The 12,530-nt window shown below is 56.7% G+C and carries 11 protein-coding genes and 1 tRNA gene; 5 read left to right on the top strand and 7 right to left on the bottom strand.

The window, feature by feature from the left end; all coding sequences use genetic code 11:
- Positions 1-130: 130 nt before the first annotated feature.
- Together mptB (FB556_RS05550) and mptB (FB556_RS05545) are read right to left on the bottom strand one after the other, a co-directional pair.
- Positions 131-1,813, bottom strand: a complete 1,683-nt coding sequence (gene mptB, locus FB556_RS05550; RefSeq protein ID WP_141865638.1) for a polyprenol phosphomannose-dependent alpha 1,6 mannosyltransferase MptB — start codon at positions 1,811-1,813, stop codon at positions 131-133.
- On the bottom strand, positions 1,732-3,318 hold the full coding sequence (gene mptB, locus FB556_RS05545) for a polyprenol phosphomannose-dependent alpha 1,6 mannosyltransferase MptB (protein ID WP_141865636.1): 1,587 nt from the start codon (positions 3,316-3,318) through the stop codon (positions 1,732-1,734). The genes mptB (FB556_RS05550) and mptB (FB556_RS05545) overlap by 82 nt, the downstream gene beginning before the upstream one ends.
- Before the next feature lie 101 nt (positions 3,319-3,419).
- On the opposite strand from mptB (FB556_RS05545), the gene orn reads away from it, so the two are divergent.
- On the top strand, positions 3,420-4,103 hold the full coding sequence (orn, locus tag FB556_RS05540; RefSeq protein WP_379985311.1) for an oligoribonuclease: 684 nt from the start codon (positions 3,420-3,422) through the stop codon (positions 4,101-4,103).
- A 75-nt stretch (positions 4,104-4,178) separates the two neighbouring features.
- Positions 4,179-4,251 (top strand) — tRNA-His (locus FB556_RS05535).
- A 101-nt stretch (positions 4,252-4,352) separates the two neighbouring features.
- On the opposite strand, the gene FB556_RS05530 is transcribed toward FB556_RS05535, so the two are convergent.
- Positions 4,353-4,688 (bottom strand): cupin domain-containing protein, encoded by a 336-nt coding sequence (locus FB556_RS05530; RefSeq protein ID WP_141865635.1) that lies wholly within the window; start codon positions 4,686-4,688, stop codon positions 4,353-4,355.
- A 363-nt stretch (positions 4,689-5,051) separates the two neighbouring features.
- Complete coding sequence (locus tag FB556_RS05525; RefSeq protein ID WP_141865633.1) at positions 5,052-5,312, bottom strand: GlsB/YeaQ/YmgE family stress response membrane protein; 261 nt, start codon at positions 5,310-5,312, stop codon at positions 5,052-5,054.
- A gap of 349 nt (positions 5,313-5,661) precedes the next feature.
- On the opposite strand from FB556_RS05525, the gene FB556_RS05520 reads away from it, so the two are divergent.
- Positions 5,662-6,426 (top strand): enoyl-CoA hydratase/isomerase family protein, encoded by a 765-nt coding sequence (locus FB556_RS05520; protein ID WP_170200385.1) that lies wholly within the window; start codon positions 5,662-5,664, stop codon positions 6,424-6,426.
- 24 nt (positions 6,427-6,450) lie between these two features.
- On the opposite strand, the gene FB556_RS05515 is transcribed toward FB556_RS05520, so the two are convergent.
- A complete protein-coding gene (locus tag FB556_RS05515; RefSeq protein ID WP_141865629.1) occupies positions 6,451-7,650 on the bottom strand; it encodes a Bcr/CflA family efflux MFS transporter in 1,200 nt (399 codons plus the stop codon).
- A 77-nt stretch (positions 7,651-7,727) separates the two neighbouring features.
- Between FB556_RS05515 and FB556_RS05510 the strand changes: the two genes are divergently transcribed.
- Positions 7,728-8,033 carry an antibiotic biosynthesis monooxygenase family protein gene (locus FB556_RS05510; RefSeq protein WP_141865627.1) on the top strand — a complete coding sequence of 102 codons (306 nt, stop codon included), beginning with the start codon at positions 7,728-7,730 and terminating at the stop codon, positions 8,031-8,033.
- On the top strand, positions 8,034-8,654 hold the full coding sequence (gene def, locus FB556_RS05505) for a peptide deformylase (RefSeq protein WP_141865625.1): 621 nt from the start codon (positions 8,034-8,036) through the stop codon (positions 8,652-8,654).
- Positions 8,655-8,720: 66 nt separating this feature from the next.
- On the opposite strand, the gene FB556_RS05500 is transcribed toward def, so the two are convergent.
- Together FB556_RS05500 and FB556_RS05495 are read right to left on the bottom strand one after the other, a co-directional pair.
- Positions 8,721-10,808, bottom strand: a complete 2,088-nt coding sequence (locus FB556_RS05500; RefSeq protein ID WP_170200384.1) for an acyltransferase family protein — start codon at positions 10,806-10,808, stop codon at positions 8,721-8,723.
- A gap of 144 nt (positions 10,809-10,952) precedes the next feature.
- Positions 10,953-12,440, bottom strand: a complete 1,488-nt coding sequence (locus FB556_RS05495; RefSeq protein ID WP_246057236.1) for a glyceraldehyde-3-phosphate dehydrogenase — start codon at positions 12,438-12,440, stop codon at positions 10,953-10,955.
- Positions 12,441-12,530 lie beyond the last annotated feature (90 nt).

Genomic DNA, 12,530 nt, shown 5'->3' with positions numbered 1-12,530 from the left:
GCTGATATTTCAGAGATATATACCTCATGTACACGTGAGATAAAATAGTAATGGAGCTCACATTCAGATGCAAGCGATTGGTGGCGTTTTCTACCCCGACAACTCAGCGGCGAGTTAAAGCCACGCTAATCTAGGCGACGTATTGGCTCGTTTTTCGGGTTTGGGGAAATGCGCGGCGCGTCAGCGGATCTAAGAATATAAGAACAGCCAATCCAATGAGCCCGATGGTTCCGGTGAGAATGCGTATGGACAGCAGCGGGATCCATTGGGAGACGGCCAGTTGATCGACCACCCCAGCGACAATCAGGACGGCAACGAGTAGATACAGCAGCGAGGAGCTCCAACCGCGCCATCGACCCGCCACGGCAAAGAGCGGCAGCACCCACAACACATACCAGGGCTGGAAGACAGGGGCGGCCAGGACCGCCGTCGTCAGTGCTATGGCAGCCGAGAGAATCGGGTGTTTGGGTTTTGGTAGCAGGGCCAGCCAGGCGGTGACGGCAGCGATCGTCAGAGTGCCAAGACTGTAGACGACTTGCGCGGCGGGTTCGATGCCCGTGTTCCAGATAAGATCCACCAACCAGCCGATGCCCAGGCCCAGCAGGCCGAAGGGTGCATAAGGGAAGGCTGCAGAACCGGAGGTCATCATGGCCGGGATCCAGCCGAACCACAGGCCGGTGATGGCGCCAAATCCTATTAGCAACAAGCCCACGGCGAGTACGGATTTGAACCAGACGGCAATGCGCGCGCGGTAGGAGATGTTGCTATCGGGTCGCCAGAGTAACAGCATGCCGGCGAAGGGTAAGACCAGCACGGTGAGAGGTTTGATCGCGATCGAACAGCCCAGCAGGATGAATCCGAACAGAATGCGGCGTCGGCGGTTTTCTGTTGGCGTCCAGTGCGGGTTGACGAAATACAAGCCGGTGAGCAGCAGACCGAGCATCAAGGTGTCGTTGTGGGCGCCAGCGATCATGTAGAGGCCGAACAGTGGGTTGGCGATGAAGATCCACTGGGCCCAGTCGCCGCGGGCGCCGAAGCGTCGGGCCAGGCGCGGGATGGCCCACATGCACATGGCCATGCCGCCAAGAAAGAGGGCGCGAAAACACAAAATGGCCCATTCGGGGCCGCCGTCGGTCACAAACCACACGAGTTGTGAAATGAGCAAAAACGCGGGCCCGTAGGGTGATGGGGATTGCGCCCATAAGGAGTCGGCACCGATCATGAACCAGCCGGGCAGTGAGGACACGCCTTCGCCATAGGGGTCGAGCCCGGCGTGTAGGAGGCGTCCCTGGGCCAGGTAGGAATACACGTCGCGGGACATGATCGGGAAGGCGAAAATCAGGGGGACGGTCCAGTAGATGATGGCCCGGTTGATGACGGCAAGTTTGTGGTCGTTGATGCGAACGGTGCGTGCAGCTTCTTTGACGCTGCCGACGGTGTTTTCGCCGGCACCGGTGGTGTAGGGCAGTTGCAGCGCTTGGCCTAGGCGCAGCCAGGAACGCACCAACAGCAGTCCCCCGGTGACCAGTGCGACGGCGCAGACGGTGACACCCGGGGTCCAGAAGCGTAGGGGGTTGAGAATGGTGGTGCCGGCGAACCAGGAGTTTTGGGTTTGGGGTAACCAGCCGACGCCCCAGGAGGCGATCATGATGATGATTGCCGCGGCGAGGCCGACCCGGATGTGGTGGCCCGGGTCGGTGTCGATTCTGGAAGGGACAAACCGTTTAAACATCACTGGCCCGCTTGGCTGCGTGAACGTTTCCAGCGCTGATAGGCCAGCACCATGCGCCACCAGGTTTGGCGCAGATGCCATTGGTTTTTGAACATCGGCGAGGTCCACGGGTCATAGTAGAGGACCCAGATTGCCAACAGGATCGATAACCCCCAGGACAGGGCTTGCATGGCATTACCCAGTTCTAAGAATTGCCAAACGTAGAGTTGGTCGCCGGCCCCGTAGGCGGTGAAAAACGCGACGGTGAAAATCACCCAGCGCAGCTGCCAGTTCGATTTGATGCCCAGCATGACAAACAGCGGTAACAACCACAGTAGATACCAGGGGTGGATAACCGGTGACAGCACCACGATCGCAGCAAACGACCAGGTGGCCCGTGCAAGAATTTGGTCATAAGTGCCCGCGAACATCAGCACTAATACGATGACCACGGACAGTAGGCGGCCGGCCAGTCGGACGGTGGGCATGACCCACTCGCCGTCGCCAAGGCCTAATTCGACCACGGCAACGCGTAGCAGTTCTCCCCCGGCTCCGATCGGTGACCACCAGCTCCAGATGGAGCCGGTGCCCGCAATGACTTTGACCCAGTCCAGCCCGTAACCGTTGATCCACCCGACCGTCAGCATGATCGCCACGGTGAGCCCTAGGGTGATGCACCAGTACCAGAAGACCTTGAGTTTCGAAGCGTTGCGCCCGGCCCACCACAGGCCGATGAACGGCAGCAGCACAATTGAGATGACCTTCATACCGATCGACAGGCTCATCATCAATACGGCCAGCACCCCGTGGCCGCGCCAGACCGCGAAGATCGCGGCCACCATGAAACCAACCATCAGCGAGTCGTTGTGACCCGAGGCCACAAATGAAATGATAAACAGCGGGTTGGCCGCCGAAATCCACTGGGCTCGAGCCGGATCCCACCCCTGCATTTCGGCCAGTTTGGGCACGTAGTACATGATCATCGCCACGCCGAGCAGCGAGACGAGCCGGAACATGAAGATCGCAATATCGGGCTGTCCAACCCCGGTGATCCCCACGATGGCCCCTTCGATCCACAAAAACATCGGACCATACGGGGTGGCATCTTCGGCCCACATCGTATCGGTGCCTAATTGGAACCAGTTGGGCAGATTCGAAATGCCCAGTTCATAGGGGTTCTGGCCCGCTAACACCTGGCGGCCCTGGTTCAGGTAGGCCAGCATGTCACGCGAGAAAATCGTGAGCGCAAATAATTGCGGCAGTGACCAAATCCCCACCGCCCAGTTGATAGTGCGCATACTATCGGGCGGGAATTCGTATTTGCCCTTAAAATTCCGTGCCGGACGGCGCAGTACCCGCCCCAGTCGCAACCAACCCCAGATCATGCCCCAAGCCCCGACCGTAAGCATGATGGTCCCGGTGGTCACCCCGAGTTCGGTCGTGCGGAATGGTGCCAGCCAGGTGGCAGAGTTAATGCCCGAGTTTGGGGCGACCCACCCGACAGACCAGGATCCAATCGAAAGAATCAACGACCCCAAAAACCCGACGACAATTGCGGGCCAGGCATGCATTGTTGTGCCCCGTTGGGCATTTTCCAAGGTGGTCATCAACAGCTTTCAATGGATCAGTTTGATATCAATGACGTTGGGGATAAATGTATCACCGGACATCGGTAGGCTAAACATCGACACCTGGAGCAAGGAGAAATATCTTGGACACCACAACACCCCAACCCTTCGAGCCGGCTTCTGCGGCCTCTAAAGACCCGGACCGTAACCTCGTGTGGTTAGACGCTGAGATGACCGGCCTCTATCCCGGCGTGGATGCGCTGGTAGAAGTCGCGATCATCATCACCGATGCGGATTTGAACATTCTGGACAAGGGCATCGACATCATTATCAAGCCTCCGGCAGCAGCCGTGGAGCAGATGGATCCGGTGGTCGTGGCGATGCACGCCGAAAACGGCCTGGCTGAACAGTGGGAACACGGGGTGAGCGCTGAAGAAGCCGAACAGCAATTGTTAGGATACGTCAAAAAATTCTGCCCGGAACCACGCACTGCCCTCTTGGCGGGAAACACCGTGGGACAAGACCAACGGTTCCTCTTGGAGGAAATGCCCCAGCTGGCAGCTCACTTGCACTATCGGATCGTTGATGTTTCCTCAATCAAAGAACTCGCAAAGCGTTGGTACCCACACGCCTATGAAAAATCTCCGGAGAAGTTAGGTAACCACCGAGCGTTGGGCGATATCACCGACTCAATTAACGAATTGCGTTACTACCGCGAAGCGATCATGGTCCCTCCCCCGGGCCCCAACGTCGATGAGGCGCGGAAAGTACGCGACGAGCTCGTCCTATACGTTGAGTCTGAACTTGTGCAGGACACCGATTAGGCAAATCAAAAAATCTGGGCTATAGTAAAACGCGTTGCCTGATGGCAATCACCTTTGCGAGGGCAACTCGTTATGGTGGGTGTAGCTCAGTCGGCAGAGCGTCTGGTTGTGGTCCAGAAGGTCGCGGGTTCAATCCCCGTCACTCACCCGGTATAGATCCCTGTGAACAATTCACGTTCACAGGGATCTTTTGTTTCGGCTTATGCGCCAAGAAGAGTGCTTTCACACCGGCTGGTTTTTATATTGCGGCTATATGAACTCTTCAATGATCGTGGGCGATGGGTGAATGCAGATCATACGTAGATTAGTCTGGCCCCGGTTACGGAAACGATGTACCGTTTCAGCCGAAACCGTCACGATATCACCCGGGTTCGCGGCGAGTTGTTCGTCTTGGGTTTCAATGAGCACCTCCCCCTGCAGCACCACCCAGGTTTCGGCATAAGGATGCCAATGAAACTCGGGTCCCTTTCCCGGGGCCGCATTGACCCAGAAGAACGATACGTCCGCCTGATGGTCGGCTCCGGTAAAGAGTCCCGTTGAAGAATCGGGCAATAAGACTTCGTCGTGATTGGTGACAGTGAGCATGTCGGCTGCCTACTTCCTATAGTCTCGACTAACGGTGCGCTCCCGGTCGTGAGTCCCGCCATCCAGAGGTATTCGCAGCGTATGTTTGCCTCGCTTGTCCAGTCAAGAGCACAGTATTTCCCCAACCGATTCACTGTCAGACCAGCTTTATGACACGTTGTACGGGAATGGACTGCAGTGAACATGAGGTAGCTCAGGGAACCGAGCGCGGCCGTGAAAATGTGCATGTCGAGCGTCCACCATAATGGCGTGTGATTGTTCAACTCTTCGAGTCAGATCCGGTTTTCCAGGTGAAGACAACAAAAAGATCGGTATGAACTTTGGGTGTTCATACCGATCTTTTTGGTTATGTGATGGGCGGGGTTAGGCCCGTTTTCGTGTAATGAGACCCCAGATAAATAGGACAATGAGCGCCCCACCGATTGCAAGGAGCCAGGTGGATATTGACCAGAACTCATCAACTCCAACATCGAAGATAAGCGATCCCAGCCAGCCGCCGACTACGGCGCCAACGACGCCAAGCAGCAGTGTGGCTAGCCAACCGCCACCTTGATCACCCGGCATGATGGCCTTGGCAATCGCGCCTGCAATGAGGCCTAGAACTATCCATCCAATAAAACCCATCGTTCCTCCTTGATAGGGGAAGTTCGACCCACCAACATGGTTATGTTGATGGTGATTATTCTACTTATGTCAGTTACTTGAGATAAGAGCTTCACCAAAGCAAAGCTGCTTCATCGTTATCTCACGGTACATACAGGCAGTTTGAATTTGCCATAATTCGTTGACGTCTAAATAAAGTGACATCCTTCACTGTGGAAGCACTCCAGGACGAAGCCGATCCATGCTGATCTGGCGACTCACTGCCGACTGCAGGCTTGTCGATCGTCCTCACTGCGCAAAACGGCATGTATTGTGGCTCACAGCCAGTGTCGTCAGGCGCTTGCTATCGCGACCAAACAGAGGAAGGCATATGTCGATTCAACTCTCCGTACACAACGGTGTCGGAACCGCTACGCTGAACCGTCCGGAATCTTTCAATTCCATCACGGCAAAAGTGTTAACCGAATGGGAAGCTGGCATCCAAGAGCTGGCCGATAATCCCGAGGTCAAAGTCATTGTGCTCACCGGTGCAGGCCAGGCTTTCAGTGCCGGATTGGATTTGAAGACGCCGTTTGATGCCGGGGACGACATGCCCTGGAGCCAGGAGACGAATCCGGCAAATCGACTCTCCAAAGCACTGAGCTACGCGACTGAGTTCATCCGCACCCTGGCGCGGGTGAGTCAACCTACGATTGCCGCAGTCAACGGGTATGCCATTGGTGCCGGACTGTCCTTCGCTGCCGCGTGCGATATTCGGCTGGCCGCACCGCACGCCGTATTCTCCGCGCCGTTCGTCAAGCTGGGGATCTCCGGTGGCGACCTAGGACTATCCTGGTTCCTGCCGCGAATCATTGGGCTCCCCAAAGCCACCGATATGATTCTGAACTGTCGTGAATACAACGCCGAACAAGCTCTGAATCTTGGGCTGGTCACCGCTATTGAAGACGACGTCGTCTCAGCGGCCCAGGCCATGGGCGAGCACATCGGAACGTTTGAGCCTTACGCTATTACGGCCTCGAAACGCCTGCTTGCGGCATCGCTGAACTCTTCCCTGGATGCCCAGCTGAACTCCGAGGCCACCGCACAGATCCTGGGGTTCTTCACCGATACCGCCCAGGCCCTTGGCCAACAGTAGTAGCGAAATTTCCCAGGTTACAGGTTAGCGGGCACCCAGCAGCAAGCGGACGGCAACCGCTGCCGCAACCGATATACCTACCAACACTGCAATCACGGTGACCATCGGGACCGCCGAGGTCTCCCCTGCCACACCGACCAGCGGTGTCGTAACGGTGGCCAGCAGAAACTGGCCGGCACCCATCACTGCAGCGCCGGCACCGCGCGTCGACGGTGTGGCTTCAGCTAACCCAATGGCGTTGGCATTAGACATCGTCAGGCCAGCTCCCGCGGTCAGCAGGAAGGCAGTGGACACAAAGCCGGGAATGGTCAAAGCATCCGAGGCCACCTGAACGACAAACGCGGCTGCAGCCATGATTAACAGCATCGACCCGACACCAAACATTGTCTCCGGTCCGCGGACCACAGCCAACCGGGCATTGATCAGATTCGCAAAAATCAAGGCCGAGGCGGCCAGCGCGAAGCTCAACGAATAGGGCACTTGACCCATCCCCAAAATAGACTGCCCAACAAAAGGTGAAGCTGCGATATATGACATCATCGCACCGAAACCGCACGCAAAACTGATAGTCGAAAACAGGAACACAGGTTTCTTCAGGATCGTCAGAATCGAAGCGTAAGCCTCGAGAATCGGTCCGGTTGTGCGCTGACTTCGCGGTAACGATTCCGGAACGAACGCCACGGCCAACACCCACAACATCACGCCGAACCCGGCCAGTACCGCCAGCACGCCTCGCCATCCTAGCCAAGTGGCAATAACTCCTCCGATCGGTGGCGCTAGTAACGGACCAAGCCCAATGACCGTAGCAATCAGACTCAGAGCGCGAACCGCGGTGGCCCCGTCTGACAGGTCCACGGCAATCGCCCGGCCCAGGACTCCCCCGGCGGCCCCACCAAGGCCCTGGAGAAAGCGGACCCCCACAAAGAACTCAATATTCGGGGTGAAGATCAGTGCCACCGATGTCAGCGCAAAAATACTCAGGGCGATGAGCATGACGCGCCGTCGGCCGTATTTATCTGACGCCGGGCCGAGCACCAGTTGCCCGATGCCCAGGCCAGCCAGGAAGGCTGTCAGGGTGAGTTGCACCTGGGTTGGTGTGACTCCAAGGGATTCGGTAATGTCAGTAAACGATGCCAGGTACATGTCGGTCGCGAAAGCACCGATCGTGGCGATCGTTCCCAGCAGGGTTAATAACCCCGCTGACAACCGTGGTTTCTGCGTCATTTCATCTCTTTCATATCCTGGTTGAGGATATCCTGGATATGGTGACGTGAACCCGATTTTTGATGAAGGAGACACCCGTGTCGATTGTGGTTATTAACGCGCTGAGCGTTCCGGAAGGTCAAGGCGAAGAGCTCGAGACACGCTTTGCGGCTCGCAAGCATGCAGTCGATTCGGCTCCAGGCTTTGAGGGCTTCAACCTGTTGCGCCCCACCGGCGACAACACCCAGTACTTTGTGTACACCCAGTGGGCCTCGCGCAAGGATTATGAAACCTGGCGGGATTCTCGTGGCAATGCGGCAGCCCACGCATCAGAGGATGGCAAACCGCGCCAGCCGGTGGCCTCGGATTCTGAGCTGCTCGAATTTGAGATCGTGGAGTTGTAATTGGCGTTTGAAGGAAAAGTCCTGCCGATCGTCATCCACGGCGATCCGGTATTGCACAACCGTGCCGCAGAGGTCGAAGAAATTAACGACGACGTTCGCCAACTCGTAGCGGATATGCACGTCACCCAGGAGGCCGCCCGCGGCGTTGGACTGGCAGCACCGCAGGTAGGCGCGGGCTTACGCATTTTCACATGGGGTTTTGAGCACACCGGTGATGCGCCACAGCAGGGCGAAGTGCTCAACCCGGTGCTCACGCTACTGGGCAAAGTCTCACAGGAAGATCCCGATCCGGAAACTGAGACCGAAGGATGCCTGTCCGTGCCGGGGCTGGGGTATCCGCTGAAGCGCGCAGATCACGTGCGCCTGCAAGGTTTTGATGTCGAGGGCAACGAGATCGATTTTGAGGCGCACGGCTGGTTTGCCCGGATTCTGCAGCATGAGTTCGATCACCTCAACGCCACCCTATACGTCAACCGGTTGAATCCGCGTTGGGCCAAGCGCTGGAAGAAAGAACTCCGCAAACAAGGCTGGACGACCGCAGGTAACACCTGGATTCCCGGAGAAGACACCGACCCCTTCGGCCACGACGAAGACGACGAGTCTAAAACGGCAGAATACTAAAGAATACCACGAGAAAAACCTTGGACCCCGATGTCGGCGGTCCAAGGTTTTTTCGTTGTGCTCGCCTTAGTCGAAATACTTCGGGAAGACTGTTCGCATTGCATGTTCGAAAGCTGGCGCGAGAGTCGTCACGTACTCCCGAGACAAATGCGAATCGTCACGCCAAACATAGACGTTGCCTGTCAGCGCCGGGCACCAGGCATCGGGGCCTTCCTCAATATTGGGGCAGATTGCAGGGTTGAGGTCGATGGTTTCGGTACGAGCTGGAAGGTCCATACTGAGCAGGGTGCTTGGTTCTCCAACATGCCCCGCCGAAGTGCCACATTCTTCAACCGGTCTTTCCGATTGCACACATTTCGCACCGCCGCCGCGTGGTCGAGGGGTCCCGCGGATGAGCAAGAGATCAACATCGTGCTGAGTGATCTCTTCCCAGCGTGTTTGGGCACCTTCAGGAATAGTCTCACCATGGGAAAAGATTCGTGTGCCCGGTGTGATCACCAGATCGACTTCGTGTTCGCCAAGCCAGTCGATAAAGTTCTCGTTCCAAGCTTGGCACATTGGACTTTCAGGCTCGGCCTCGTCTCGCAGTACGCAGCCTGACTTCACGACGACCAAGACTTCCCAGTCGTAGCTTCTCCCAATGGTACGCACGGCATCTTCCCACTGTCCCGCGTGGGAGCCCGCAGCCAGGACGACCCGTGCAGTGGGGTTGGCTGGCGCGTCTGGATCATCGCACACGGTGACCTCATCGGTGCCTGGTGCATCTCCGCCAGTTTGTTCGCATCCTCGAAGTCGGTATTCCGGTAGCTTGCGGTGAAGTTCGGTGACCTCAGGGATCGGCTCTGCCTCGCCGACCGGTAGGTCATGGCTGATGCTGAGAGCCCCCGGATGCGTCTCAGTATTAATCTCTAACGCGCTTGCGGTGAGATCGCCCTGCTGAGGAATCTGTGGGAACGCAATCAGCACACCAACGACCATGGCCGTCACCCCTGCGCTGAGAGAGGCCCAGTCGAGTTTCGCGCCTCGACGTTGTTTTCCTATTCGGTCGAGAGGTTTTTCTACAAGTTCATGCATGACCATGGCAAGGACCAGAGAGCCCACAAAGATGACAGCTGCACCGCGGATGCCTATAGTGGCACGGTCACGGAGCGCAAGATAGAAGATGAGTAGCGGCCAATGCCACAGGTAGAGGCCGTAAGCGTGATCCCCAATCCAGGCGAAGACACGATTGGATAGCAGGTGTGGGGCGGACCATGGTTCAGCCTCCTGATCGGCAGTATCAGGTGCGGCAAGGAGCACGAACGCAAAGCCGAATAACGGCCAGAGTGCTAAGGGGCCCGGGAAGTGTTGGGCACCGTCGACGAGAAACCCCACAAGCGCTATCGACAGCAGGCCGACGTAACCTAAGACGAACCGAACGGTGCTCGATAAGCGGATCCGGTCGATGAGCAGAGCAAGGAGGCCACCGAAAGCGAACTGCCACACACGGGTGCGAGTCATCAAGTAGGCCTCGTCTTGGGCGTAAGAGCCCACGTAGACAGCGAAGGCGAGCGAGGCGACAAGAACCGCCACGAGGGTCCACCCCATGACCGTGGTAGCGGAAGTCTTCAGGCGTCGAGCCAGCAAGTATGCTCCCACGGCAATAAACGGCATCACCAAATAGAACTGCCCTTGGACTGACAGCGACCAAAAGTGTTGGAACGTTGACACATCCTGGCTAGCAGCTTCGTAAGCCAGGTGAGAACGGATGAGTTCGATGTTTTCGAAGTAGAGCAGCGAGGCCAGTGCCTCGGTCCAGACTTGAGCGTGTTGAGCCGGCGGAAAGATTAGCAGCCCGACTGCTACGGTCACGACAATGACGATAGCAGCTGGCACAAAGATCCGGCGGAATAGCCGCCCGAAGTAACGGGCAAAGTTTATGACCCCGCCCTTTTCGGTCACTTCGCGCATTAGCATCGCGGTGAAAAGAAATCCTGAAATAGTCAGGAAAATATCTATTCCGCCTGAGACGCGTCCTTGTCCGAAGAGATGGAAGAGGACCACCCCGAGTATGGCGAGACCACGAACACCGTGCAGTTCAGGGCGGTAGCGACGTTCGGGGAGGTTTTGAGCAATCCGTCGTTTCGACGTACGCTCGGATATCTCTTTTAGCATGTGAGTTTTTCTCGATGCTTGAGTCTGGCTCAAGCTTCGTATGTTGGTGGTGTCTAGGAGGCAATGGATGGATTCTTGGCGTGCAAATGCGCCCAAGAAAATGAGGCCGCCCATTGGACGGCCTCATTTTCGTAAAGTTAGCGTTTAGGCTTTAGCGGTAGCAGCTAACTGGCTCTTTGGGAAAACTGGAATGTTTTCGCCAGCCATTTTCTCAACAGCGCGAACAACCTGGGTTGAGTACCCGAATTCGTTGTCGTACCAGACGTAGAGGATCAGGTTGGATCCGCCGTTGGAGCCTTCATTGACGATGGTGGCAAGACCATCGACCACACCGGCGCGCTCGGAGCCAACAAAGTCGGTGGAGACTGCATCGTGGGAGTAGATGTAGTCGATCTGTTTGCTCAAGTCACCGGTCAGGGATTCCTGACGCAGACGAGCATTGATCTCATCCTTGGAGGTCTGACCGTCGAGCTGTAGGTTCAAGATGGCCATCGACACGTTCGGGGTTGGTACGCGGATTGCGTTGCCCGAGAGTTTGCCGGAGAGCTCTGGCAGTGCTTTGGCTACGGCGGTTGCTGCACCGGTTTCGGTCAGCACCATGTTCAGGGCGGCTGCGCGTCCACGGCGGGAGCCCTTGTGGAAGTTGTCGATCAGGTTCTGGTCGTTGGTGTAGGCGTGTACGGTTTCGACGTGACCGTGGTGAATGCCGTACTCATCGTTGATGACCTTGAGGACCGGGGTGATCGCGTTGGTAGTACAGGAGGCCGCGGTCAGGATGGTGTCTTCTGCGGTGATGTCATCGGAGTTGACACCGTAAACAATGTTCTTCAGGTTGCCTTTACCTGGGGCGGTCAGAATGACCTTGGAAGTGCCTTTGGCCTGCAGGTGCTGGCCCAAGCCTTCTTCATCGCGCCAGACACCGGTATTGTCAATCACGATGGCGTTGTTGATGCCATATTCGGTGTAGTCGATTTCGGCTGGGTTCGAGGCATAAATCACCTGGATTTGGGTGCCGTTAGCGGTGATGGTGTTGGCTTGATCATCGACTTCGATGGTGCCGTTGAATGCACCGTGGACCGAGTCGCGACGCAGCATAGATGCGCGTTTGTGAATATCATCTTCTGAGTTGCGACGGACTACGATGGCGCGCAGACGCAGTTTAGTACCGCCGCCGGCACCATCGAGCAGAATGCGGGCGAGCAGACGACCGATGCGACCGAAACCGTAGAGCACGATATCGGTGGATTCGCCAAGGCCTTCACCGTTTTTATCGACGATGTCGGCTAGTTCAGTGCGAACGAAGTCTTTGACATCACCGCCGTTTTCGCGGAATTTGTTGACCATACGAGCCAGATCAACCGAGCCAGCGCCCAGGTTGAGCTCTGACATCGCCTGCAAGATGGCAAAAGAATCTTCAACCGGCAGGATGTTTTCATCGACCTGACGAGCAAAGCGGTGAGCTTTGAGAATGTCGACTACCGAGGTGTGGACGAGGCTTCGACCGTAAATGGAAACCACGACATTGTTGTTGCGGTACAACGAACCAATAATCGGAACCATTTGCTCAGCCAACTGTTCACGTTCGCTCCACTGTTGTAGAGTCTCCTGCGTGCTGGCGGTGATATCTGCCACGATGTGGTCCTTTTCTGCAGAGTGTGCGAATGGCGGAGAAGCCATCCTTATGGAAAACATTCCCATCTTAGCGTTTACACGCCACAGGAT

This window comes from Enteractinococcus coprophilus, assembly GCF_006716305.1.
GTDB classification, from domain to species: Bacteria; Actinomycetota; Actinomycetes; order Actinomycetales; family Micrococcaceae; genus Yaniella; species Yaniella coprophila.
Note: the sequence above shows the minus strand (reverse complement) of the source record. Positions and strands in the feature narration are given on the sequence as shown.

Excerpts from the sequence above, each read along its gene's own strand:
- mptB (WP_141865638.1), bottom strand. The coding sequence starts at position 1,813 with ATGGCATCTGCGCCAAACCTGGTGGCGCATGGTGCTGGCCTATCAGCG.
- mptB (WP_141865636.1), bottom strand. The coding sequence starts at position 3,318 with ATGACCACCTTGGAAAATGCCCAACGGGGCACAACAATGCATGCCTGG.
- FB556_RS05530 (WP_141865635.1), bottom strand. The coding sequence starts at position 4,688 with ATGCTCACTGTCACCAATCACGACGAAGTCTTATTGCCCGATTCTTCA.
- FB556_RS05525 (WP_141865633.1), bottom strand. The coding sequence starts at position 5,312 with ATGGGTTTTATTGGATGGATAGTTCTAGGCCTCATTGCAGGCGCGATT.
- FB556_RS05520 (WP_170200385.1), top strand. The coding sequence starts at position 5,662 with ATGTCGATTCAACTCTCCGTACACAACGGTGTCGGAACCGCTACGCTG.
- FB556_RS05515 (WP_141865629.1), bottom strand. The coding sequence starts at position 7,650 with ATGACGCAGAAACCACGGTTGTCAGCGGGGTTATTAACCCTGCTGGGA.
- FB556_RS05500 (WP_170200384.1), bottom strand. The coding sequence starts at position 10,808 with ATGCTAAAAGAGATATCCGAGCGTACGTCGAAACGACGGATTGCTCAA.